The following is a 24,710-nucleotide window of genomic DNA, read 5'->3' as shown; positions in this document are numbered from 1 at the left end:
TGAACCTCCTCAACGGGCAATGATCAGCGGGTGACCGAGCTCCGGATGTCGCTGAACCAGCACATCCAGACCGAATACCGCTCGCAGCGGCTCGGCTCGCAGCACTTCAGCGGGTGAGCCCGCCACGATTGGCCTACCGTCCCTGAGCAGCAGTAGTCGATCACAGTAGCGCGCTGCCAGATTCAGATCATGCAGGATCACCAGCGCTGCGGCGCCTTGCGCGGCGAAGGCCCTGACCGCCTTTAGAATGCCGTGCTGGTGCGCTGGATCGAGCATCGACGTAGGCTCGTCGAGCATCAGCACCTGCCCTGCCTCACCCGGCCACAGCTGCGCCAGCACCCGAGCGAGATGCACACGCTGGCGTTCGCCGCCGGACAACTCGAGGTAGCTGCGTGCCGCAAGATGCTGCGCATCCGCCGCAGCAAGCGCCGCAGCAACGATGGTGGCATCGGCATCGCGTCCGGTGCGATGAGGCAGGCGCCCCATGGCCACCACATCCGCGACGCGGAAGGCGAAGCTGAGCGTCGAGCTCTGCGGTAACACCGCCAGGCAACGCGCACGCTCCACATCCGCCCAGTCGCCGAGCGGCCGCCCTTGGAGCAAGACCTGTCCCCTGGAAGGCCTGAGCTCGCCGGATAACGTCGCCAGCAGCGTGCTCTTGCCCGCACCGTTCGGGCCGAGCACACCGAACACCTGCCCCGGGCGCAGCTCGAGGGAAACGCCCTGCAGCGCCATTATCGGGCCACGGCGCACGGTCAGATCGCGACCCACCAACATCAGATGCGCTCCCGCAACAGTAGATAAAGGAAGAAGGGCGCGCCGAGCAACGCAGTGACAATGCCGATCGGCAGCTCTGCCGGCGCTATCACCAGTCGCGCGGCGACATCGGCAAGCAGCAGCAGGCTGCCGCCGGCAAGTGCCGAGGCCGGCAACAGCAAGCGGTGATCGGGGCCAACCAACAAGCGCATCAAGTGCGGAACCACCAAGCCGATAAATCCGATCAGCCCAGCAGCAGCCACCGCTGCGCCGACGCCCAGCGCCGTACAGACCACCAGCTCACGCTTGACCCGCTCGACATCGAAACCGAGATGGCGCGCTTCCGATTCGCCGAGCAGCAACGCATTCAGGGCTTTCGCTCGCCGCGGCAGCCACAGCGCGACGGCGATGGTGATCAGCAGCAGCGGCCATAACCGTGCGTAACTGGCGCCGTTCAGGCTGCCAAGATTCCAGAAGGTCAGCGAGCGCAACGTTCTGTCGTCGGCCAGATAGCTGAACAACCCAACCACTGCACCGGCCAGCGCGGTCAACGCGATGCCGGCCAACAGCATCGTGGCGACGTGGGTCTGCCCGCCGCGCCGGCCGAGTCGGTAAACCAGCACGGTCACGCCCAACCCGCCAGCGAAGGCGAAGACCGACAGCAGGTAGGGCTCCCACCGCGCAGGCAGCGTCGGGATGAACGTGCTGCCGACGATGGCGACCGCCGCACCCAACGCAGCACCACTGGAAACCCCGACCAGCCCCGGGTCCGCCAATGGGTTGCGAAACAGTCCCTGCATCGCCACGCCACAGAGCGCCAGCACCGCCCCCGCGGCGCAGCCCAGCAACGTACGCGGCAGACGGATCTGCGCAAGAATCAGCTCCGCCTGCTCGAGTCCGGAGGCTTCGATCGGCACACCGGCCAAGCGCAACACCGCAGCCAGGCTGTCGCCCAGCGTCAGGCTCAGCGGCCCCAATGCAAGCGACAGCCAGATCGCCAGCAGCAGCAGGGAGCCGAGAACGAAGAACAGAAAGCGCGCGGGAACCGGACGACCCATCGAAGTGTTTTGCCAGGCGGTATGTGCGGCGAAGAATAAGAGCCCGCCGCCGTAGCCGCCAGCCCGGCAAGCATTATCCGACTGCACTTCCTCGCCCGCTGCGGGATAATCCCGGCTCATGGCGGAGAACCCGATGTTCAGATTGTGCGCGACATTCGAGCTTGTCGAAGGGCAGAGCCGCGGCTTCACGGCTGGGGAGCTGAAAGTGATTGCCGTTCGCCGGGATGGCCGGACATACCTGTACGAGAACCGTTGCCCACACCGCGGCGTGCCGCTCGAATGGCGCCCCGACCAGTTTCTCGATGACAGTGGCAGCCTGCTGCAATGCGCCACTCACGGCGCGCTGTTTCTCATCGAGTCCGGCGAGTGCGTGGCCGGCCCCTGCGCTGGCCAGACGCTGCGTCAGCTGGATGTGGTCGAGGACCAGGACAGCATCTGGTTGCAAACTGATCGGCAGAGCGACAGTTGAGCACGGGCGCCGAGCGCCGGGCTTGGTTATCATGCCGCCACAGCTTTACCGTGAGATCGCCATGCGTCGCCTGCTGAGTCTGCTGCTCCTGCTATTCGTGCTTCCCGCCCACGCCGGCCTGTTCGACAACAAGCCCAGCGCCAGTTTTGGTGGCGCACTGAACAACAGCAGCGATTTCCTGCCAGTACGCGAAGCCTTTCGGCTCAGCCTCGTTGAGGCTACGCCCGAACAGATCACCCTGCGTTTCGTCGCCGCAGAGGGCTACTACCTCTACCGTCATCGTTTCGCCTTCAAGACCGACGAGCCGGGTGTCGCGATCGGTGAGCCCAAGCTGCCCGCCGGCGTGCCCAAGGTCGATGATTATTTCGGCGAGATCGAAGCTTACTACGGCATTGTCGATGTCGAGCTCCCACTGACCAATCCGGACAACCGCCCCTTCGTCCTGCAGGTCTCCTACCAGGGCTGTGCCGATAAAGGCCTGTGCTACCCACCGGAAACCGAGTCGCTCCCCATCGGCGACGTTCCCGGTGCTGCCGGCGAAGCGACCACCGCCGAGTCAACCAGCAAGCAAGCCAGTGAACGCGACCTCTCCTGGCGCTCCATCGCGCTGTTCTTCCTCGCCGGCCTGGGCCTGACCTTCACCCCTTGCGTGCTGCCGATGCTGCCGATCCTCACCGGCGTGGTGCTGCGCGACCAACCCGGCGGAATGCGCAGCTTCCTGCTGTCGCTGGCCTACGTACTGCCGATGGCCGGCGGCTTCGCCCTGCTCGGCGCGCTGATGGGCGTATTCGGCGCGGAGCTGAACCTGCAAGCGCGCCTGCAATCACCCTGGGTGCTCGTACCCTTCGCACTGTTCTTCGTCGCCTTCGCCCTGGCCATGTTCGGGCTGTTCGAGCTGCGTCTTCCCCAGGCGCTCAGCAGTCGACTCGACCGTCTTGCGGGCAACGCCCGCGGCGGCTCGTTCACCGGAGCGGCGCTGCTCGGTGCGGTGTCCAGCCTGCTGGTATCGCCTTGCGTTTCCGCACCGCTGGCCGGCGCACTGCTGTACATCAGCGCCAGCGGCGACGCGCTGGGCGGTGGCCTGAAACTGTTCGCTCTGGGTCTGGGCATGGGCGCACCGCTGGTGCTGTTCGCCACTGGCGGTGGCGCGCTGCTGCCCAAGAGCGGGCCATGGATGATCAGCGTACGCAACGTCTTCGGCGTACTGCTGCTCGCCGTTGCCGTCTGGATGCTCGAGCGCGTGCTGCCCGGTCCGCTCGCCCTGGCGGCATGGGGCCTGCTCGCAGCCGGCAGCGCCGTCTTTCTCGGCACCCTGGAGTTCACCAACAAGACGCCCAGGCAAAAGCTCGCCCAGCTGCTGGGACTCGTGCTGCTGGTCTATGCACTGGCCGCCTGGGTCGGGGCGCTGCAGGGCGGCTCCGATCCACTGCGACCGTTGCCGACCAGCGTGGCCGGAGCGGTTCCAGGCAGCATGGCCAGTGAAGGCTGGCATACCATCTCGACGCCTGCCGAACTCAATACCCAACTGGCCGCTGCCCGCGCCGCCGGTCAACCGCTGATGCTCGACTGGTACGCCGACTGGTGCATCAGCTGCAAGGTGATCGAACGCGAGGTTTTCGCCAACCCACAGGTGGCACCGCGCCTGGCCGACTATCGTCTGATCCGCTTCGACATCACCGAAAGCAACGCCGCCCAACGCAGCCTGCTGGACCGCTACAAACTGTTCGGCCCACCGGCCATCCTGTTCTTCGATCGGCGTGGCAACGAGATGACTGAAGTTCGCGTAGTCGGCGAGATAGACGCTTCCGGTTTTAGCGAACGACTGGATCGCGCGGCACCGTTGCTGTAGCTCGCGCACGCCTTTTCGCGGCATCGACCCGCGGTAAATCGGCGATCTTCAGCCCGATGAATGATTGCGGCAATCTTCAGACATAATGCGGGTATTTCCTTCGATCGCGACATGACTGGACAGTCACGCCTCGCTTGGGGCATAGTTTTTCCCTTCTCGCGACTAGCCATCCTCGGCTGATCAGCGCATACAGAAAAACAAGGAATACCGATGGCCACGTTTCTGGTCCTCCATGGGCCGAACCTGAACATGCTCGGCACCCGCGAGCCCGGCGTCTACGGCGCAATAACGCTGGCGCAGATCAATCAGGATCTGGAGCAACGTGCCCGAGATCGCGGACATCATCTGCTGCACCTGCAATCCAACGCCGAGTACGAGCTGATCGAGCGCATTCATGCCGCACGCAGCGAAGGCGTCGACTTCATCCTGATCAACCCCGCGGCATTCACCCATACCAGCGTCGCATTACGTGACGCGTTGCTGGCCGTGAGCATCCCATTCATCGAAGTGCACCTGTCCAACGTGCACAAGCGTGAACCTTTCCGCCATCACTCCTATTTTTCCGATATCGCGGTGGGTGTGATCTGCGGCCTTGGCGCCAGCGGCTACCGACTGGCCTTGGAGGCCGCCCTGGAACAACTCGCTGCTTCCTGAGGGGCTCGTGCACACGCCGAGCCTTGAAGAAGCGAGCAGCAATGCCCTTTGAACTTACCTGGGAGTCAATGCTTCATGGATATTCGCAAAGTCAAAAAACTGATCGAACTGCTGGAAGAGTCCGGTATCGACGAGCTGGAGATTCACGAAGGTGAGGAGTCGGTTCGTATCAGCCGCCACAGCAAGCAGGTTGCGATGCAGCAGCCGATCTACGCCCAGGCTCCGGCCGCACCCGCTCCAGCGCCCGTCGCGGCTGCCGCACCGGCTGGCGACGCCGCCCCGGCTGCACCCAAACTGAACGGCACCGTGGTTCGCTCACCGATGGTCGGCACCTTCTACCGTGCCTCCTCGCCGGAAGCCAAGCCGTTCGTCGACGTCGGCCAGACCGTGAAGAAGGGCGACATCCTCTGCATCGTCGAAGCCATGAAGATGATGAACCACATCGAGGCCGAAACCAGCGGCACCATCGAATCCATCCTGATGGAGAATGGTCAGCCGGTCGAATACGACCAGCCGCTGTTCACCATCGTTTGAACCGCGGAGAGCCAGCGATGTTGGAAAAAGTACTGATCGCCAACCGCGGCGAGATCGCCCTTCGAGTTCTGCGCGCCTGCAAGGAACTGGGCATCAAGACCGTGGCTGTGCACTCCACTGCCGACCGTGACCTGATGCACGTGTCGCTGGCCGACGAGTCCGTGTGTATTGGCCCGGCCTCCTCCGCCCAGTCCTACCTGAGCATTCCGGCGATCATCGCCGCCGCCGAGGTAACCGGCGCCGATGGCATTCACCCCGGCTACGGCTTCCTCGCCGAGAATGCCGATTTCGCCGAGCAGGTGGAAAAATCCGGCTTCACTTTCATCGGCCCGACCGCCGACGTCATTCGCCTGATGGGTGACAAGGTTTCCGCCAAGGACGCGATGAAGCAGGCCGGTGTACCGACCGTTCCAGGCTCCGACGGCCCATTGCCGGAAGACGAGAAGGAAGCGCTGCGGATCGCTCGCGAAGTGGGCTATCCGGTGATCATCAAGGCCGCCGGCGGCGGTGGTGGTCGCGGCATGCGCGTGGTGCACAAGGAAGAGGACCTGATCGCCTCGGCCAAGCTGACCCGCAACGAAGCAGGCGCGGCGTTCGGCAACCCGATGGTCTACCTCGAGAAGTTCCTGACCAACCCGCGCCACGTGGAAATCCAGGTACTGGCCGACGGTCAGGGCAATGCGATCCATCTGGGTGATCGCGACTGCTCGCTGCAGCGCCGTCACCAGAAGGTAATCGAGGAGGCCCCTGCCCCGCTGATCGACGAAGAAGCCCGCCGCAAGGTGCAGGCTCGCTGCGTCCAGGCGTGCATCGACATCGGCTACCGCGGCGCCGGCACCTTCGAGTTCCTCTACGAAGACGGTAACTTCTACTTCATCGAGATGAACACCCGCGTACAGGTCGAGCACCCGGTTACCGAAATGGTCACCGGCGTCGACATCGTCAAGGAAATGCTGCTGATCGGTGGCGGCCAGAAGCTGTCGATCAAGCAGGAGGATGTCGTCATCCGCGGCCACGCCGTCGAATGCCGCATCAACGCCGAAGACCCGCGCAACTTCATGCCGAGCCCAGGCAAGGTCAAGCATTTCCATGCACCGGGCGGCAACGGCGTGCGCGTCGACTCCCATCTGTACGACGGCTACTCGGTTCCGCCGCACTACGATTCGCTGATCGGCAAACTGATCACCTTCGGCGCGGACCGCGACGAGGCCATGGGCCGCATGCGCAACGCACTGGACGAGCTGATCGTCGACGGCATCAAGACCAACGCCCCGCTGCACCGCGACCTGGTGCGCGACCCTGGCTTCTGCAAGGGCGGCGTGAACATCCATTACCTGGAGAAAAAGCTGGGTATGGATAAGCACTAAGCTGCAAGCTGCAAGCTGCAAGCTGCAAGCGAGTATGATGCATCTCTTTGGAGCGGCCCCGGCCGCTCCTTTCTTTTTCTTGCGGCTTGAAGCTTGACGCTTGAAGCTGCTCCCAAAGGGAGCCTCCCATGTCCTGGCTGCAGATCAGACTCGCCATCACCCCCGATCAGGCCGAAGCGCTGGAAGACCAGCTGCTGGATCTGGGCGCAGTTTCCGTGACCTTCATGGACGCCGAAGACCAGCCGATTTTCGAGCCGGACCTCAACACCACTCCGCTGTGGTCGCACACGCATCTACTGGCATTGTTCGAAGCCGACACCGACCCGGACTCCCTGCTGGCCCACCTGCAGCTGCTACGCGGCGGCGAGCTGCCCGAGCACCAGGTCGAGGTCATCGAAGACCAGGACTGGGAGCGCAGCTGGATGGATAACTTCCAGCCGATGCGCTTCGGCCGGCGCCTGTGGATCGTCCCCAGCTGGCACGCAGCGCCGGAGCCCGACGCAGTCAACCTGCTGCTGGATCCTGGCCTGGCTTTCGGTACTGGCACCCATCCCACTACTGCACTCTGCCTCGAGTGGCTGGATGCTCAACCCCTGCAGGGCCAGTCCCTGCTGGATTTCGGCTGCGGTTCGGGCATCCTGGCGATCGCCGGCCTGCTGCTGGGCGCCGAGCATGCCGTCGGCACCGACATCGATACCCAGGCGCTGGACGCTTCACGCGACAACGCCGAGCGCAACGGCATCGCCGCAGAGCGTTTCGCCCTCTATCTGCCTGAGCAACTGCCGGAAAAGGCTGCCGACGTGGTAGTCGCCAACATCCTTGCCGGCCCGCTGGTTTCGCTGGCGCCGCGTATTACCGCACTGGTCAAGCCCGGCGGCCGCCTGGCGCTGTCCGGCATCCTCGCCGAACAGGCCGCAGAGGTCCGCGCCGCCTATAGCGACGCATTCGAGCTCGACCCAACCGCCGACAAAGATGGCTGGGTCCGCATCAGCGGCGCCCGACGTGCCTGAGCAACGCCTTGCGACCTCGCCCGCACACTTGCACAACAGCCGCCGCAGCCCCTGCCGCTGCGCGGCTGGCATACGCTAGACTAGCCGGCACATTCGCGCGGAAACACGCATGACCAGCTTCATCACCCAGTGTCCCAACTGCAGCACCCGCTTTCGCATCGCCCGCAGCCAATTGCGCGTGGCCCGCGGCGCCGTGCGTTGCGGCGCTTGCCTGGAAGTCTTCAACGCCGCCCATCATCTGCTGCGCGATGAGCTGGACCCGACGCAACCACTGACAACGCCCGTCGACAAGCCGATTCAGACGCAGACCGAGCCTCCCAAGGCAACCTCGCCCGCGCCGGCCAGCAAGGCCGACGAAACGCTGTGGATTCACGATGATCTGGACCTCGACAGCCTCGACCTGGACGAAGAGCTGGCCAAGCTTGAGCAGCAGGAGCGCGAATTGTCTCGCGACCTACTCAACCTCGAAGCCAGCGGCGACGCGGCAACCAGACCTCGCGATCCGTTAGCGGAGATCACCTCGACGCAGGACGAAAGCTGGGCCGAGATTCTGCTGAGCGCCGAACAAGGTGCCACGCAGCCGACAACGAGCCCGAGCGATGAGGCGGTCAGCTTCATCCCGGTCACCGCGGAGTCTCCGCAACCGCTGAGCCCGTTGGCGGCCAGTCCCACGCCACTCGCGAACGCCAAGGCCCAGCAGGCGCACGACGAACGGGTCGAACCCGAGGTGACAGCACCATCGCCCACCGAACCGCTCGATCCTGCCGTCGGTCCCGTCGCGCCACGCCGCGAGCCCGACCTGCGCGGCGAGCCGCTGTTCGAGCTCGATGATGAGCCATTGCAACTGGATTGGCAGCAACCGAAGAAGCCCTGGGGACGCTGGCTCGGCTGGGGCGTACTGAACCTGTTGGCACTGCTTGCGCTGGGCGCCCAGTACGTCGCCTACAACTACGACGAGCTCTCGCGGCAGCATCAGTATCGCAGCTGGTTCGAGCGTATCTGCCCGACCCTTGGCTGCGAACTGCCAGCACTGGTCGACATCGACCAGATCAAAAGCAGCAATCTGGTCGTGCGCAGCCATCCCGAGTTCACCGGCGCGCTGGTCGTGGACGCGATCCTCTACAACCGTGCGGCCTTCGCGCAGCCGTTTCCGCTGCTGGAAATCCGCTTTGCCGACCTCAACGGCAAGCTGATCGCCAGCCGTAGTTTCAAGCCCAGCGAATATCTTTCCGGTGAACTGGCCGGACAGGCGCAAATGCCGCCTCAGGTCCCTATCCATATCGCTCTGGACATCCTCGACCCGGGCGCCAAGGCGGTCAACTACAGCCTGAGTTTCCACTCCCCCGAACAGTGACGGTCTTGCAGTGCTGGCTGCCGCCGGCGCTCCTGACGCTGATGTCGAGCGCGTCCAAACTCGCAGCGATAAGGCGACCACTGTTCAGAATTTGTTCAAAACAGCCTTTAACCCGTCATGCGTAGCGGGTATTATGCCCACCCTTTTTTGCAGTCCCGATCTACCTAACAAGCAGGCCCCAAGCAGGGAATCTTCATGTCAGCGGTACGCATCGGCCCCTACACCTTGACCAATCGATTGATCCTCGCGCCCATGGCCGGCGTGACCGATCAGCCGTTCCGCCAGTTGTGCCGCCGCTTCGGCGCGGCCCTGGTGGTCTCGGAAATGCTCACCAGCGATGTACGGCTGTGGAACAGCCGCAAGTCGCGCCTGCGCATGCCCCATGCGGACGAGCCCGAACCACGCTCGGTGCAGATCGCCGGGGGCGATCCGCAGATGCTCGCCGAAGCGGCGCAGCGCAACGTGGAGCTGGGGGCGCAGATCATCGACATCAATATGGGTTGCCCGGCAAAAAAGGTCTGCAACAAGGCCGCCGGCTCGGCGCTGATGCGTGACGAGCGGTTGGTCGCGGAGATTCTCGAAGCCGTGGTCGGTGCCGTGAACGTTCCGGTGACGCTGAAGATACGCACCGGCTGGGACCGGCAGAACAAGAATGGCCTGACCGTCGCGCGTATCGCCGAGCAATCGGGTATCGCCGCGCTTGCCGTTCACGGCCGCACCCGCGCCGACCTGTACACCGGTGAAGCCGAGTACGACACCATCGCCGCCATCAAGCAGACGGTGTCGATTCCGGTATTCGCCAATGGCGATATCGATTCGCCGCACAAGGCCACCCAGGTGCTGCGGGCGACCGGCGCGGACGGCCTGCTGATCGGACGTGCGGCACAGGGTCGCCCGTGGATCTTTCGCGAAGTGGAGCATTATCTGCGCACCGGCGAACTGCTGACGGCGCCGACGCTGGAAGAGGTCGAAGGCACCCTGCTAGAGCATGTGCAGGCGCTGCATGAATTCTATGGCGAGGTGATGGGAGTCCGTATCGCCCGCAAACACGTGGGCTGGTATCTCGCAACACTGCCGGGCGCGCGGGACTTCCGCGCCCGTTTCAATCATCTGGAAGACAGGGATGCACAGGGCTTCAGCATTCGGCAGTTCTTTGCCGAACAACGCTCAGGGCCTGGCTCGGTGAATGGAACAGAGGTGGCCGCATGACGCTGTTGAATGAAACATTGGTAAGTGGAACAACATCCGTGAGTGACAACCTGAATCTCAAGCAGCACCTGAACACGCCGAGCGAAGCGGGGCAGACACTGCGAGGCAGCGTCGAGAAGGCGCTGCACAACTATTTCGCCCGCCTCGAAGGCGCAGACGTCACGGACGTTTACAACCTCGTACTCTCCGAAGTGGAAGCACCGCTACTGGAAACCGTGATGCATTACGTCAAGGGTAACCAGACCAAGGCTTCCGAGCTGCTGGGCCTGAACCGCGGCACTCTGCGCAAGAAACTCAAACAGTACGACCTTCTCTAAGCCACGAGCCGCAAGCTGCAAGCCGCAAGCAGAAGCGCTCTTCTCTTGTGGCTTGCAGCTTGCAGCTTGCGGCCCACCTCTGATGGAACCGCTATGACCGACCAAACCACCCGCCTTCCCGTGCGCCGCGCGCTGATCAGCGTGTCCGACAAGACCGGCGTCGTCGACTTCGTCCGCGCCCTCGAAACCCTCGGCGTCGAGATCCTCTCCACCGGCGGCACCTTCAAGCTGCTGCGTGACAACGGCATCGCGGCCGTCGAAGTCGCCGACTACACCGGCTTCCCGGAGATGATGGACGGCCGGGTGAAGACTCTGCACCCGAAGATCCACGGTGGCATTCTTGGTCGTCGCGACCTGGACGGCGCAGTGATGGCCGAGCATGGCATTGCGCCGATCGATCTGGTGGCGGTCAACCTCTATCCGTTCGCCGCCACCGTGGCCAAGCCTGGCTGTACCCTGCCGGACGCCATCGAGAACATCGACATCGGCGGTCCGACCATGGTCCGCAGCGCGGCGAAGAACCACAAGGACGTCGCCATCGTGGTCAACGCCGAGGACTACGCGGCTGTGGTCGACAACCTGAAGAACGGCGGACTGACCTACGCCCAGCGCTTCGACCTGGCGCTCAAGGCGTTCGAACATACCGCCGGCTATGACGGCATGATCGCCAACTACCTGGGCGGCATCGACCAGAGCACCGAGCAGCTCAGCACCGAAAATCGCAGCCTGTTCCCGCGCACCTACAACATGCAGTTCATCAAGGCGCAGGACATGCGCTACGGCGAGAACCCGCACCAACAGGCCGCCTTCTACGTCGAGAAGCCGGACGAGGCTTGTGTCGCTACCGCCACGCAACTGCAGGGCAAGGAGCTGTCGTTCAACAACGTGGCCGACACCGACGCCGCGCTGGAGTGCGTGAAGAGCTTTACCAAGCCGGCCTGCGTGATCGTCAAGCATGCCAATCCATGCGGCGTGGCGGTCGTACCGGAAGATGAAGGCGGCATCCGCAAGGCCTACGACCTGGCCTACGCCACCGACAGCGAGTCGGCCTTTGGCGGCATCATCGCCTTCAACCGCGAGCTGGACGGCGACACCGCCCAGGCCATCGTCGAGCGCCAGTTCGTCGAGGTGATCATCGCGCCGAAGGTCTCTCAAGCCGCGCGTGAGGTAGTGGCCAGCAAGGCCAACGTGCGCCTGCTCGAATGCGGCGAATGGCCGGCCGAGCGCAGCCCGGGCTGGGACTACAAGCGCGTCAACGGCGGCCTGCTGATCCAGAGCCGCGATATCGGCATGATCAGCGAAGCGGACCTGAAGATCGTCACCCAGCGTGCGCCGACCGAGCAGGAGATCCATGACCTGATCTTCGCCTGGAAAGTGGCCAAGTTCGTCAAATCCAACGCCATCGTCTACGCCAAGAACCGCCAGACAGTCGGCGTTGGTGCCGGCCAGATGAGCCGCGTCAACTCCGCGCGCATCGCCGCGATCAAGGCCGAGCACGCCGGCCTGCCGGTTCCCGGCGCGGTGATGGCCTCGGACGCCTTCTTCCCGTTCCGCGACGGCATCGACAACGCGGCCAAGGCCGGCATCACCGCGGTGATCCAGCCAGGCGGCTCGATGCGCGACAGCGAAGTGATCGCCGCGGCCGACGAAGCCGGCATTGCCATGGTATTCACCGGCATGCGCCATTTCCGCCATTAACAGCGAGCTGCAAGCCGCAAGCCGCAAGCCGCAAGAAGAAGCAGGATCGTGCCCGCTCTTACTTGTAGCTTGTAGCTTGTAGCTTGCCGCTCTCTCCGCAGGAGAGATTCATGAACGTACTGATCATCGGCAGCGGCGGCCGCGAGCACGCCCTGGCCTGGAAGGTCGCGCAGGACCCGCGCGTCGCCAAGGTATTCGTCGCCCCAGGCAACGCCGGCACCGCCACTGAAGCCAAGTGCGAGAACGTCGCCATCGACGTACTGGCCATCGAGCAACTGGCGGATTTCGCCGCCGCCAACGTACAACTGACCATAGTTGGTCCCGAGGCGCCGCTGGTCAAAGGCGTGGTCGACCTGTTCCGCTCGCGCGGCCTGGACATCTTCGGCCCGACCGCCGCCGCCGCGCAGCTGGAAGGTTCCAAGGCGTTCACCAAGGACTTCCTGGCTCGTCATGCGATTCCTACTGCCGACTACCAGAACTTCACCGAGGTCGAGCCGGCGCTGGCTTACCTGCGCGAGAAGGGTGCGCCGATCGTCATCAAGGCCGACGGCCTGGCCGCCGGCAAAGGCGTGATCGTGGCGATGAGCCTGGAAGAAGCCGAGGACGCCGTACGCGACATGCTCTCCGGAAATGCCTTTGGCGACGCCGGCGCGCGCGTGGTGATCGAGGAGTTTCTCGACGGTGAGGAAGCCAGTTTTATCGTCATGGTCGATGGCGAGAACGTCCTGCCGATGGCGACCAGCCAGGACCACAAGCGCGTCGGCGACGGCGACAGCGGTCCGAACACCGGCGGCATGGGTGCTTATTCCCCCGCGCCGGTGGTCACCGCCGAAGTGCACAAGCGCGTGATGGACGAGGTGATCTACCCGACCGTGCGCGGCATGGCGGCCGAAGGCAATGTCTACACCGGCTTCCTCTACGCTGGCCTGATGATCGACAAGGCCGGCCAGCCCAAGGTCATCGAGTTCAACTGCCGCTTCGGCGACCCGGAAACCCAGCCGATCATGGTGCGCCTGGAATCCTCGCTGGTGCTGCTGGTCGAGGCCGCGCTGGCCAGGGCGCTGGACAAGGTCGAGGCGACCTGGGATCCGCGCCCGACCGTCGGCGTGGTACTGGCCGCTGGCGGCTACCCGGGCGATTACGCCAAGGGCGATCTGATCGAAGGGCTGGACGATGCCGCTGCGCTGGATGGCAAGGTGTTTCATGCCGGTACCGCGCTGAACGACCAGGGCCAGGTCGTCACTGCTGGCGGCCGCGTGCTTTGCGCAACGGCCATCGGCCGCACCGTCTCGGAGGCGCAGCAGCAGGCCTACCGTCTGGCGGAAAAAATCCGCTGGAATGGCTGTTTCTATCGCAACGATATTGGCTATCGCGCCATCTCCCGGGAGCTGGGCGACAGCTGAGCGTAGCCAGGCGCCAGGAATGCGTGCGGCGCCAAGTTTTATCGCTGCCGCACGCATTACAGGCCGACGAAGGCATGGCTATAATCGGCCGTCACACACATGAACGGACTTCTCAAGTGGGTCGGCTCCGGATTGCCATCGCTGTTTTCTTCGGCCTGCTGCTGATCAACCTGATCCCGCTTCCGGCCCTGGCGTCCATTACCCAGTCGCCACCCTCCCCCGCACTGTCCGCTCCACCCAATTCCGTACCGCAGAACTGGCGCATGCTGATCGACCAGTCCGGAGGGCTTACGCTCGACGAGGTGGTTTCCCAGCGCGCGCTGTTCCAGCGTCTGGAGAAACTCTCCTACAGCGCTCCGGCCAGCGACCGCGCAGTCTGGTTGCAGGTCAGCCTGCCGTCACTGACACGCCCGAAGTGGCTGTGGCTGTTTGCACCGCGCGTGCAGTACCTGGATTTCTACCTGCTGCGTGACGGCCAGCTCGAGCAGCATACGGCGACCGGGGAATTGCGCCCCTTCAGCGCCCGGCCATTGCCCAACCGGGCATACCTGTTCAGCCTTCCCAATGACGGGCAGCCGCGCGAGGCCTATATCCGCCTGCAGTCCAGCCATCCGGTGATGACCTGGTTCCAGACCATCGATGAAGCCGGTCTGGTCAGCCTAAGCAAGCCGGCTTATCTGTTCGGTGCGCTGTTCGGTGCACTGGCGTTGTTGATGATCTACAACCTGCTGCGCTTTGCCTACACGCTCAGCTACACGCATATCTGGCTGAGTCTGCTGCATGGCGCCCTGCTGGCCTGCGCCATGGCCAATCTTGGGGTCATGGCGGCGTGGCTGCCCTGGCTGACCTACAGTCAGCCGCTGATCGCCGACCTGTCGGCGATGGCCGCCAGTGCAGCGCTGCTCGGCTACACATTGGGTTTCTTCCATCACCGCGGGCGAACCTGGATCACCTGGCTGCTGGGTATCGAACTCAACCTGGTACTGGCGCTGGCAGCCAGCATCCTGCTCGGTCAGTGGCCGTGGTACAGCTGGCTGATCTATTCGCTGGTGCTGACGGCGTCGTGCAGCGCCCTGTTCGTCGCGATCTATCACTGGCGTCAGGGCTATCAGCCGGCGCGCCTGGTGGTGGCCGGAACGACCCTGTTCAACGTCGGCATGATTTTCTTCATGCCCATGTTGCTGGGCTTCGATCAGCTCGACCCCGGCTGGCTGACTGGCGGCCTGTTCAGCCTCGCGACCCTGGCAGGGCTGCTGCTCAGCTTCGCCCTGCTCGAACGTCAACGGCAGCGCCAGACCGACAGCCGCACCCAATACACCGCTGCGGCGGTGAGCAGCGCGGAACTCAAGACCAAGGCCGATTTCCTGTCCAAGATCAGCCATGAACTGAGAACGCCAATGAACGGCGTGCTGGGCATGAGCGAATTGCTGCTGGGCACATCGCTGTCGGCCAAGCAGCGCGACTACGTCCAGACGATCCATAGTTCCGGCAACGAGCTGCTCAATCTGATCAACGAGATTCTCGACATTTCCAAGCTGGAATCCGGCCAGATTGAGCTGGATGACGTCCAATTCGATTTCAACGCATTGATCGAAGACTGTCTGAGCATTTTCCGCGCCAAGGCCGAACAGCAGAAGGTCGAGCTGATCAGCTTTATCCAGCCGCAACTGCCGCAGGTCGTGACCGGAGATCCGACTCGCCTGCGCCAGACCCTGCTCAACCTGCTGGAGAATGCCTTCAAGCAGACCGACGAGGGTGAGGTGCTGCTGATCGCCGCGGTCGACGGACCGCCCGAGAGCCCGCGCCTGCGCATTACCGTGCAGGACAGCGGGCGTCCGCTCGAAGCGTATGAGCGCGATGCGCTGCTCAATGCTGCGGTCGACAGTCATGACTTTCTTGCAGCGACACGCCATGGCGGGCGCCTGGGGCTCATCATCGCGCGCCAGCTGGTGCAACTGATGGACGGTGATTTCGGTATCCAGACCGGCACCAGCCAAGGCAACACGCTGTGGATCAGCCTGCCGCTGGCCAGTGAAGGTCTGGTGCAGAGCAATGCCGACCTGGACGGGCCGCTGCAAGGCACTCGTCTGCTGATCGTCGATGACAACGACACCTGCCGCAAAGTACTGGTCCAGCAGTGCAGCGGCTGGGGCCTGGAGGTCAGCGCGGTCGCATCGGGCAAGGAGGCCTTAGCCCTGCTGCGGACCAAGGCGCACCTCAAGGAATACTTCGATGTGGTCCTGCTCGATCAGGACATGCCCGGCATGACCGGCATGCAGCTGGCGAGCAAGATCAAGGAAGATTACAGCCTCAACCATGATGTCCTGCTGATCATGCTCACCGGCATGAGCAGCGCACCGAGCAAGATCATTGCGCGCAATGCAGGCATCAAGCGAATCCTCGCCAAGCCGGTCGCCGGTTATACGCTGAAGACCACCCTGGCCGACGAGCTCGCGCAGCGCCAGCCGGGCACTCAGCAACGCCCGGCAGCGGTGCAGCAGAACCTGCCCGTGCTCGAAGTCCCGAGTGACTTCCGCATCCTGGTCGCCGAGGACAACAGCATCTCCACCAAGGTCATCCGCGGCATGCTGAACAAGCTCAACCTGCAACCGGACACCGCCTGCAACGGCGAAGAGGCCCTGGCAGCGATCAAGGCGCAGCCGTATGACCTGGTCCTGATGGATTGCGAGATGCCCGTGCTCGACGGCTTTCAGGCCACCCATCAGCTGCGTGAATGGGAAGCCAGGAATGCCCGGCGCCGCACCCCAGTCGTCGCCCTGACTGCGCATATCCTCAGCGAGCACCGCGACCGCGCAAGAGAAGCCGGCATGGACGGTCATATGGCCAAGCCGGTGGAACTCTCGCACCTGCGCGAGCTGGTGGAGCACTGGGTTCGCGTCAAGCAGGCCGAGAGCGTCGACTGACCGCGCCGCGCGCGGCAACCGACGTTTCACTCGCCAGGCACACGCCGAATTGGCACCACCTGCGCGGGCCCCTCCACACGCACAGCATTACCCACGCCCCGCCCCGAATATCGGCACCGACCGTCGGGCTTCCAGTCCGAGCGGACGACCGCTGCCGGTCCGCGCAAGATGACCACTCGGGTGAAAAACTGAACAAAACCGGTCGCCAGCTGCCGATTGTTTGACGATTCGAGAACAGGTGGAGGTTTGGCATGGCGGTCGATCAGGGATGAGTGTGCTTCAGCGCAAGGCGTGGCCAACTCTCTTCCCTCAAGGAGCCACGTGATGATGAAGCGGAGCGATGTCGCCTGGACCCTCATCGGAGTCTTGGCCGTGCTGCTGTCCGGCTACCTGCTGTACCACGAAGTGCGCAACATCTCGCTCAGCGAGCTTGCCGACAGCCTGCAGGCGATCGGCGCGCGGCGCTGGCTGCTGGCCGCGCTGTCGACGCTGGGCGCCTATGTCGCGCTGGCCTGGTACGACCGTATCGCGATGGCACATCTGGGCAAGAAGATGTCCTGGTGGTTCATCGCACTCTGTTCCTTCACCACCTATGCGCTGGCGCACAATATCGGCGCATCCGTGTTTTCCGGCGCCCTGGTGCGTTATCGCGCCTACCGCAGCCGGGGTCTGACGCCCCAGGAAATCGGCATCCTGATCGTCTTCTGCTCGCTGACCTTCGCGCTGGGCACTCTGCTTGCCGGGGGTGCCGTGCTGATTCTCAAGCCGCAGCTGCTTCATCGAGCTGTCGATAGTGACAGCTGGGTATCTGTCGCCGTCGGTGCGACCCTGCTCATGCTGGTCGCACTCTATGCATTTGGCGCGTGGCGTCAGTTGCCACCCTGGGGCCTGGGCAAATGGCACATCGAGTACCCGCGACTGCCGATCGTCGGCCGTCAGCTGCTGGCGGGCCCGCTTGAGCTGCTCTGCGCCGCGGCGATCATTTACTTCGCGCTACCGCCGGAGCACAACCCCGGCTATCTGACCGTCCTCGGTGTGTTTCTCGCCTCCTTCACCCTGGCATTGCTGTCCCACGCGCCCGGCGGCCTCGGCGTGCTGGAGCTGACCTTCGTCGCCGCCCTTCCGGAAATCCCCACGGTGGACGTGCTGGCAGCACTCATCGTATTTCGCGGCTTCTATCTGCTACTGCCCTTCGCTCTGGCCATGATCGTCGTACTGGTATTCGAGTACGGCCAATGGCGCGGGAAACGCAGCCCAACGCCGGAACATTGAAGATGTGGAAAGGATACCAATCGCCATACCGACGAAGATGGTATGGCGAACGACCGCGACACAGGCGATCATGCAGCCCTCTCCAGACCAACCCGATGTCATGACCGATACCGACCATACTCACGCCGAACACAAACCACGCCCGCTTATCGACCTGGCCGTCAGCATCCTGATTCCTTCGCTGATCCTGATGAAGCTCAGTGGTGAAGACCGCCTTGGCGCCGATGGTGCCCTGCTGCTTGCCCTGGCCTTTCCGCTGGGCTGGGGACTGTGGGAGCTGGCCAAGTACCGCAAGTTCAACTGGATAGCCCTGCTCGGCCTGATCAGCGTGCTGCTGACCGGTGGCATCGGGCTGCTGCAGCTGGATACCCAATGGCTCGCCATCAAGGAAGCGGCGGTTCCCGGCATCATCGGCATCGCCGTACTGGCCTCGACGCGCACCCGCTACCCGCTGATTCGAACCCTGCTGTACAACCCGAAAGTACTCAACGTGGACAAGATCCACGAACAGCTTGAGCAGAACGGCCAGGTCGATCACTTCGAAACGCGGCTGCTGCGGGCGACCTATCTGCTCAGCGGCACCTTCTTCTTCTCGTCGTTCATGAACTACGTGCTGGCCAAGTGGATCGTCAACAGCCCCGCCGGCAGCGAAGCCTTCAACGCCGAACTGGGCCGCATGACCCTGCTCAGTTACCCGATGATCGCGATTCCCAGCATGTTGATGATGATGGCCATCTTCTTCTATCTCTGGCGCACCATCCACGGACTGACCGGCCTGCGACTCGAAGACATCATGGCTGCCTCGGCACAGGAACCGCGCAACAGCAAATAGCCGCGCATGAAAAAGGCCGGCGGGCTTGCGCCGGCCGGCCTGTCGCCCCTGCTCGTCAGAACAGCAGCTTGAATATCCCGATCACCACGATCAGGCCGATGATGAAGATGATCCCTGCAGTCCCGCCGATGAATTTCAACATGCCATTCTCTCCGGTTTTTTCAGGTCTGTGATTTTTGTGACAGTCCCGGGCCGGAGCCGTTCGTTAAAACCGCAGCGGAGCCCTCGTCGCTGACCGCTGACCATTCGACTAGCCAGCCGCCAGCAGCATCCATAGCGGCAGGCTGATGACCGCAGTCACCGTCGAGAGAAACACGGTCGAGCTGACCGCTCGTGTGTCCTCGGAATGCTTGACGAACGCCAGCACGTTAACGCCGCTCGGGCAGGCCGCAAGCAGCACCAACACGTTGCGTGCATCCTGATTCAGCCCTGGCAGCAACCCGCTCAGCCACCAGACCAGCGCCGGAAACGCCGCCAGCTTGACCAGCGTCAGCAGCAGCACCGAGCCGTTCGGCCGCAGGCGATAGCGCGACAGGCTGATGCCCAGCACCATCAGCGCACAGGGCAGTGCGGCCTGTGCCAACCATCCGGCGACGCGCCAGAGCGGCTCGGGCAATTCGAGTCCGGACAGATTCAACAGGGCACCAAGCACCAGACCGACGATCAGCGGATTCGCCAGGTTCTTCAGCAGCGCCGGCGCGCTGACCTTGTCGCCATCACCCAACGCCGCGTAGAAGCTCTGCAGCGAGAACAAGACGAGACTGTGAAACACCAGGATGGCGAACACGTAGACCAGGCTTTCGGCGCCAAGCAGCGTGGTCACCAGCGGAATACCGACCAGCACGTTGTTCGAGTAGGCGGCCGTAAGGCCCAGCGGAGTGGCTCGCCCGGCACGGCGGTGAGCGACCAGATTGACCAGCAGGAACACCAGCAGCACCGGCACGAAGTAGGCCAGCAGCAGCATTGGCGACATGCCGTCGCTCAACTCGACGCGGGCGATCCCGGTAAACAGCACTGCCGGCATGAACAGCTTGAAGGTGACACTGGCCAGTCCGGCCGTCCCCTCGTTGCTAAGCCACTGCCGCCAGCCAAACAAATAGCCGAGCGTGATCAGACCGAAGATCGGCAGGATTGCCAATACCACTACCATGCTGCGCCTCTTCTAGAGCCGAACGTCAGGCCACGCCTCGGCGCGGGGGGCGCAAGAATACACCGGTGAGCAGGAAAATCGCACGGCGCTCGGGTAACCGCCGTGCGCCGCACTTCCCCTCAGGCGCGGGAGGACCGCTCGCGGCAGATCACCGGGCGCTCCTGCTGGCGCAGGAGCGCCAGCACATCGGCCAGGTCTTCCTGCCAGAGACGGGGCGCGAGGCCAAAGGTCGACTCGAAGCGACCGCAGTCGAGCACCGACCAGACTGGTCGCCGGGCGGGTGTCGGATACTGCGCCGTGGCAATCGGCGACACCGTCGGTTGCCGCGAGATCAGCCCGGCGTCTTCACCCTGGCGGAAGATTTCCACGGCGAAGTCGTACCAGGAACAAGCCGGCGCGCCGCTGTAGTGGTAAACGCCCCAGGCGAGGTCCTCACCGGCGGCGTGACGCCGTGCCAGTTCCAGCAGCACCGAAGCGATGCTGCCGGCCTGGGTCGGGCAGCCGATCTGATCACTCACCACGCCAAGCGCATCGCGCTGCCGAGCGAGCCGCAGCATGGTCTTGACGAAGTTGTGCCCGTGTACGCCGTACACCCAGCTGGTCCGCAGGATCAGATGCGATTGCAGGCGCTCGCGAATCGCTTCCTCGCCCGCCAGCTTGCTCGCGCCGTAGACGCCAGTCGGACCGGTCTCGTCGCTCTCGGTATAGGGGCGGGTAGCCTCGCCGGAGAATACGTAGTCCGTGGATATGTGGAACAACGGCACGCCAGCGTGCTCAGCCGCCTCGGCAAGGTGGCGCGCGCCGTCGCGGTTGACCGCATAGGCCTGCTCACGATGGGATTCGGCATTGTCCACATGGGTATAGGCGGCCGCATTGATGATCAGCCCGGGACGTTGACGCATTGCTGCCGCGACCTGCTCGGGTTGCGCGATGTCCAGCTGGGCCCGCGCAGGCGCCAGCACCTCCAGCCCGAAACTTGCTGCCCGCTCCACCAGTTCTCGACCCACCTGGCCGCCGGCACCGCAAACGAGGATTCGCATTCTGTGTAGCCTCATCGACGACGCCCGCGCCAGGCGCGAACGTCCGAAATTAGTTTCCATCCACGACGCCGGGCGCGTATCAGCGATGCCGCGCGGCCGCCGCAGGAGCCATCGAAAACGGGTTGGATCGCGTCGTGACGCCGCAACAAACGGCGGAGCAGAGCCTTCCCGTATTTGATGGATGTGGTTTCCAGCCTCGTTGAGGCCAGACGAAAGGCACTTTGTTCCCGAGCCGGGCAGAAAAATTTCTCACCGCCACGGCCGACCGCCCATCAGAGCAGCACCGGCAATCGGCCAGCAATGCGCAGTTCCTCGACGGAAAGATCGACGCCGTAAGCCAGCACTTCCACACCTGCCGCCTGTGCTTCACGCAGCGCAGCGGCATAAGCCGGATCGATTTCCTCGGCCGGCCGCACCGCTTCGATGCCGCTCAGGTTGACGCAGTACAGCTGCACCGCACGCACACCGGCACGGGCCAGCGCTGCAAGCTCACGCAGGTGCCTGGCGCCGCGCGTCGTCACCGCATCGGGAAAGGCCGCCACAGGCGTTTCGGCGAAGCCGAGGGTGACGCTCTTGACCTCGACGAAGGCGGCAGACCCGGCGTAGTCAAGACGAAAATCCACCCGACTGTTCTCCACGCCATAAGCCACCTCGCGCTTGAGCGCGGTGAAACCGGCCAGTTCGATTATCGTCCCGTTCAGCAGCGCCTCCTCCACCAGCGCGTTGGCCCGTGCGGTATTCACGCAGGCCAGCCGTCCCTGCGGCGTCTCCACCAGCTCCCAGGTGCCCGGCAATTTGCGCCGGGGATCGCGGCTGCGCTGGAACCAGACCCGTGCGCCCTCGCCCATGCAGTTGAGCATCGAGCCGGTATTGGGGCAGTGGATGCACAGCGCCTCACCGTCATCGGTGACGATATCGGCGAGAAAACGCTTGTAGCGGCGTACCAGACGCCCCCGCTCCAGCGGTTCGGCGAAGCGCATCAGGGTTGCCAGCTCCGCAGGCCGCGGGCGATGCGCTCGACGGCCTGCTTCAGGCGCGGCAGGTCCTGGGTATAGGCGAAACGCACATGGTGTCCGGCCTGGAAACGACCGAAGTCCAACCCTGGAGTGATCGCGACGAACTCGGTTTCCAGCATGTGCTGGCAGAACGCATAGGCATCGCCGCCAAAGGCGCTGATGTCGGCGTACAGGTAGAACGCGCCCTGCGGCTCGACCGCGATACCGAAGCCGAGCTCCCGCAAGGCTGGCAAGAGGAAATCACGGCGGCGGGCGAATTCGCCGCGGCGTGCTTCGAGAATCTCCAGCGTCGCCGGCTCGAAACACGCCAGCGCCGCGTGCTGAGCCATGCTCGGGGCACTGATGTAGAGGTTCTGTGCGAGCTTCTCCAGCTCCGCAATCGCTGCCGGCGGCGCTACCAGCCAACCCAGGCGCCAGCCGGTCATGCCGAAATACTTGGAGAAGCTGTTGAGCACGAAGGCGTCATCGTCGACTTCCAGCACGCTGGCCGCGTTCACGCCGTAGGTCAGCCCGTGGTAGATCTCATCGACCACCAAGTGGCCGCCACGCGCTTTCAACGCTGCCGACAGCCCGGCCAGCTCCCCGCGATCCAGCAACGTCCCGGTGGGATTGGCCGGCGATGCCAGCAACGCACCGACGCTGTCACGATCCCAGTAGCGCTCGACCAGTTCGGGAGTCAGCTGGTAACGCACCTCGGGGCCGACCGGCACAAGTTGCGCGGCGCCTTCCACCAGCCGCAAGAAATGCCGATTGCAGGGGTAGCCCGGATCGGCGAGCAGCCAGTGCTTGCCGGGATCCACCAGCAGGCTGGCGGCCAGCAGCAACGCGCCGGAGCCACCGGGCGTGATCAGAATGCGTTCGGGATCAATGGATAATCCGTAGCGCTGGGCATAATAGAAGCCGGCGATCGCTTCACGCAGCTGCGGCAAGCCGCGCGCCGGGGTGTAGCGCGTGTGCCCGGCGGCCAGCGCGGCCTGCCCGGCGGCGACGATGGGCGCTGCGGTGGTGAAGTCCGGCTCGCCGATTTCCAGATGAATGACGTCGTGGCCTTGAACTTGCAGTTGGTTGGCCCGCTCCAAAAGCGCCATGACGTGGAAAGGTTCGATTGCGCGACTGCGCGCACTGTATGACGAGGTCATCTGACCTTCCTGTTGAGAACGAAACGTGAATTCTACCCAAGGTCCCGATACCGCTACAGTTACTGTTGGATTCGGGAGTAGCGCGCCCCGATCCGATCTGGTAAGTTCGCCCGCTTGCAGCCGCAGGGCCGGCACGGGTCGGCAAGGGACAAATCATCCTGCGCAATGGACATAGCGAGAGGCGTTCATCCATGCCCATTACCAAAGAAACACCGTCGAGCAAGCAACTGATTCGCGCCTTCGAGCCCTATAAGGAAAGCAAGGGCGAGGAATACATGAGCGACAAGATGCGCGCCCACTTCACCGGCATCCTGAACAAGTGGAAGCAGGAGCTGATGGAAGAGGTCGATCGCACCGTACACCACATGCAGGACGAGGCGGCCAACTTCCCGGATCCGGCCGACCGTGCCAGCCAGGAAGAAGAGTTCAGCCTGGAACTGCGCGCCCGTGACCGCGAGCGCAAGCTGATCAAGAAGATCGACGAGACGCTGCAGCTGATCGAAGACAACGAATACGGCTGGTGCGATTCCTGCGGTGTCGAGATCGGCATCCGCCGTCTGGAAGCCCGCCCCACCGCTACGCTGTGCATCGACTGCAAGACGCTGGCGGAGATCAAGGAAAAGCAGATCGGTTCCTGATCCCGAACGGGGCGCTTCGGCGCCCCGCTTCATTTCCAGGCTCTGCAGCGTTTCATCCGCCCCGCCATCCCTGATAGCGCCGGCCCCAACATGCCCTCTCCCGTCCCGCCTCAAGCCCATCGTTACGTCGGCCGGTTTGCTCCGACACCGAGCGGTTATCTGCATTTCGGCTCACTGGTCGCCGCCCTCGCTTCCTACCTCGATGCCCGTGCGGTCGGCGGTCGCTGGCTGCTGCGCATGGAAGACATCGACCCGCCACGGGAGATGCCCGGCGCCCAGCGCGCCATCGTCGAGACGCTGTCGAGCTACGGCTTCGAATGGGACGGCGAAATGTTACGCCAGAGCGAGCGTCAGGCCGCCTACGCCGCCGTCATCGAACGCCTGCTCGATGATGGCCTGGCGTATGCCTGCACCTGCTCGCGCAAGCAGCTCGAAGGCTATCCGGTCCCCTACCCCGGTTTCTGCCGCGACGCCGGCCACGGTCTCGACGACGCCGCCATCCGCCTGCGCGTGCCTGATCGCGAGTACGGCTTCACCGACCGCGTGCAGGGCGAATTCCGCCAGCACCTGGGCCGCGAGGTCGGCGACTTCGTCATCCGCCGTCGCGACGGTTTGATCGCCTATCAGCTGGCGGTGGTGCTGGATGACGCCTGGCAGGGGGTAACCGACGTCGTACGCGGTGCCGATCTGCTCGATTCCACGCCGCGCCAGCTCTACCTGCAGGAAGTGCTCGGCCTGCCCCAGCCGCGCTATCTGCATCTGCCGCTGATCATCCAGCCGGATGGGCACAAGCTCGGCAAGAGTTACCGCTCGCCACCCTTGCAGCCTCACGAAGCCAGTCCGCTGCTGCTGCGCGCGTTGCGCGCGCTGGGCCAGCAACCGCCCGACGAATTGAACGACGCATTGCCAGCCGACATCTTCGCCTGGGCGGTGACGCACTGGGACGCTCGACGCATCCCTCGCGCGCGAACGCTGGCCGAATCACAGCTGCGCTAAGCGCGGATCGCAACGCCGTACCGGC

Annotated in this window: 22 protein-coding genes; 16 read left to right on the top strand and 6 right to left on the bottom strand. The window is 64.0% G+C overall.

Features of this window, described 5'->3' with window-relative positions:
* Nucleotides 1-9: 9 nt before the first annotated feature.
* Both P5704_018680 and P5704_018675 read right to left on the bottom strand, forming a co-directional pair.
* Nucleotides 10-777, bottom strand: a complete 768-nt coding sequence (locus tag P5704_018680) for a heme ABC transporter ATP-binding protein (protein WOF78039.1) — start codon at nt 775-777, stop codon at nt 10-12.
* Complete coding sequence (locus P5704_018675; protein ID WOF81277.1) at nt 777-1,760, bottom strand: iron ABC transporter permease; 984 nt, start codon at nt 1,758-1,760, stop codon at nt 777-779. Before P5704_018675 ends, P5704_018680 begins: the two co-directional genes overlap by 1 nt.
* A 187-nt stretch (nt 1,761-1,947) precedes the next feature.
* On the opposite strand from P5704_018675, the gene P5704_018670 reads away from it, so the two are divergent.
* The 14 genes from P5704_018670 to P5704_018605 all read left to right on the top strand — a co-directional run bounded on the left by P5704_018670 (nt 1,948) and on the right by P5704_018605 (nt 18,706).
* Nucleotides 1,948-2,283: a Rieske (2Fe-2S) protein gene (locus P5704_018670; GenBank protein ID WOF78038.1), complete on the top strand. Its 336-nt coding sequence runs from the start codon at nt 1,948-1,950 to the stop codon at nt 2,281-2,283.
* Nucleotides 2,284-2,314: 31 nt separating this feature from the next.
* The gene (locus P5704_018665; GenBank protein ID WOF78037.1) at nt 2,315-4,132 is read left to right on the top strand and encodes a protein-disulfide reductase DsbD; all 1,818 of its coding nucleotides are present in this window, start codon (nt 2,315-2,317) and stop codon (nt 4,130-4,132) included.
* A 210-nt stretch (nt 4,133-4,342) separates the two neighbouring features.
* Nucleotides 4,343-4,786, top strand: a complete 444-nt coding sequence (gene aroQ, locus P5704_018660) for a type II 3-dehydroquinate dehydratase (protein WOF78036.1) — start codon at nt 4,343-4,345, stop codon at nt 4,784-4,786.
* 75 nt (nt 4,787-4,861) lie between these two features.
* The gene (accB, locus tag P5704_018655) at nt 4,862-5,320 is read left to right on the top strand and encodes an acetyl-CoA carboxylase biotin carboxyl carrier protein (protein ID WOF78035.1); all 459 of its coding nucleotides are present in this window, start codon (nt 4,862-4,864) and stop codon (nt 5,318-5,320) included.
* A gap of 17 nt (nt 5,321-5,337) precedes the next feature.
* The gene (accC, locus tag P5704_018650) at nt 5,338-6,687 is read left to right on the top strand and encodes an acetyl-CoA carboxylase biotin carboxylase subunit (protein WOF78034.1); all 1,350 of its coding nucleotides are present in this window, start codon (nt 5,338-5,340) and stop codon (nt 6,685-6,687) included.
* Nucleotides 6,688-6,815: 128 nt separating this feature from the next.
* Nucleotides 6,816-7,697 (top strand): 50S ribosomal protein L11 methyltransferase, encoded by an 882-nt coding sequence (gene prmA / locus P5704_018645; protein WOF78033.1) that lies wholly within the window; start codon nt 6,816-6,818, stop codon nt 7,695-7,697.
* 109 nt (nt 7,698-7,806) lie between these two features.
* Nucleotides 7,807-9,051: a DUF3426 domain-containing protein gene (locus tag P5704_018640; protein ID WOF78032.1), complete on the top strand. Its 1,245-nt coding sequence runs from the start codon at nt 7,807-7,809 to the stop codon at nt 9,049-9,051.
* 195 nt (nt 9,052-9,246) lie between these two features.
* Entirely contained in the window at nt 9,247-10,260 is a 1,014-nt protein-coding gene (gene dusB, locus P5704_018635) for a tRNA dihydrouridine synthase DusB (GenBank protein WOF78031.1), read from the top strand.
* Nucleotides 10,257-10,577, top strand: a complete 321-nt coding sequence (gene fis / locus P5704_018630) for a DNA-binding transcriptional regulator Fis (GenBank protein WOF78030.1) — start codon at nt 10,257-10,259, stop codon at nt 10,575-10,577. Before dusB ends, fis begins: the two co-directional genes overlap by 4 nt.
* A gap of 93 nt (nt 10,578-10,670) precedes the next feature.
* Nucleotides 10,671-12,275 carry a bifunctional phosphoribosylaminoimidazolecarboxamide formyltransferase/IMP cyclohydrolase gene (gene purH / locus P5704_018625; protein ID WOF78029.1) on the top strand — a complete coding sequence of 535 codons (1,605 nt, stop codon included), beginning with the start codon at nt 10,671-10,673 and terminating at the stop codon, nt 12,273-12,275.
* A gap of 110 nt (nt 12,276-12,385) precedes the next feature.
* A complete protein-coding gene (gene purD / locus P5704_018620) occupies nt 12,386-13,678 on the top strand; it encodes a phosphoribosylamine--glycine ligase (protein ID WOF78028.1) in 1,293 nt (430 codons plus the stop codon).
* Between the two features lie 116 nt (nt 13,679-13,794).
* On the top strand, nt 13,795-16,602 hold the full coding sequence (locus tag P5704_018615) for a response regulator (protein WOF78027.1): 2,808 nt from the start codon (nt 13,795-13,797) through the stop codon (nt 16,600-16,602).
* A gap of 324 nt (nt 16,603-16,926) precedes the next feature.
* Nucleotides 16,927-17,874 carry a YbhN family protein gene (locus P5704_018610; protein WOF78026.1) on the top strand — a complete coding sequence of 316 codons (948 nt, stop codon included), beginning with the start codon at nt 16,927-16,929 and terminating at the stop codon, nt 17,872-17,874.
* Nucleotides 17,875-17,974: 100 nt separating this feature from the next.
* Complete coding sequence (locus P5704_018605) at nt 17,975-18,706, top strand: VC0807 family protein (protein WOF78025.1); 732 nt, start codon at nt 17,975-17,977, stop codon at nt 18,704-18,706.
* A 250-nt stretch (nt 18,707-18,956) separates the two neighbouring features.
* Here the strand turns inward: P5704_018605 and P5704_018600 are convergent, their stop codons facing one another.
* From P5704_018600 to P5704_018585, 4 genes are all read right to left on the bottom strand, one after another.
* Nucleotides 18,957-19,856 carry an AEC family transporter gene (locus P5704_018600; protein WOF78024.1) on the bottom strand — a complete coding sequence of 300 codons (900 nt, stop codon included), beginning with the start codon at nt 19,854-19,856 and terminating at the stop codon, nt 18,957-18,959.
* Between the two features lie 119 nt (nt 19,857-19,975).
* A complete protein-coding gene (gene rfbD, locus P5704_018595; GenBank protein ID WOF78023.1) occupies nt 19,976-20,896 on the bottom strand; it encodes a dTDP-4-dehydrorhamnose reductase in 921 nt (306 codons plus the stop codon).
* Between the two features lie 272 nt (nt 20,897-21,168).
* On the bottom strand, nt 21,169-21,876 hold the full coding sequence (gene sfsA / locus P5704_018590) for a DNA/RNA nuclease SfsA (protein WOF78022.1): 708 nt from the start codon (nt 21,874-21,876) through the stop codon (nt 21,169-21,171).
* A complete protein-coding gene (locus P5704_018585) occupies nt 21,876-23,051 on the bottom strand; it encodes a pyridoxal phosphate-dependent aminotransferase (GenBank protein ID WOF78021.1) in 1,176 nt (391 codons plus the stop codon). Before P5704_018585 ends, sfsA begins: the two co-directional genes overlap by 1 nt.
* Before the next feature lie 191 nt (nt 23,052-23,242).
* Here P5704_018585 and dksA point away from each other — a divergent pair, with 191 nt between their 5' ends.
* Both dksA and gluQRS read left to right on the top strand, forming a co-directional pair.
* Entirely contained in the window at nt 23,243-23,689 is a 447-nt protein-coding gene (gene dksA, locus P5704_018580) for an RNA polymerase-binding protein DksA (protein ID WOF78020.1), read from the top strand.
* A 90-nt stretch (nt 23,690-23,779) separates the two neighbouring features.
* The gene (gene gluQRS / locus P5704_018575; protein WOF78019.1) at nt 23,780-24,685 is read left to right on the top strand and encodes a tRNA glutamyl-Q(34) synthetase GluQRS; all 906 of its coding nucleotides are present in this window, start codon (nt 23,780-23,782) and stop codon (nt 24,683-24,685) included.
* Nucleotides 24,686-24,710 lie beyond the last annotated feature (25 nt).

The organism is Pseudomonas sp. FeN3W (assembly GCA_030263805.2).
In the GTDB taxonomy this organism is placed as follows: Bacteria; Pseudomonadota; Gammaproteobacteria; order Pseudomonadales; family Pseudomonadaceae; genus Stutzerimonas; species Stutzerimonas stutzeri_G.
This window is presented reverse-complemented; position numbering and strand designations above follow the sequence as displayed.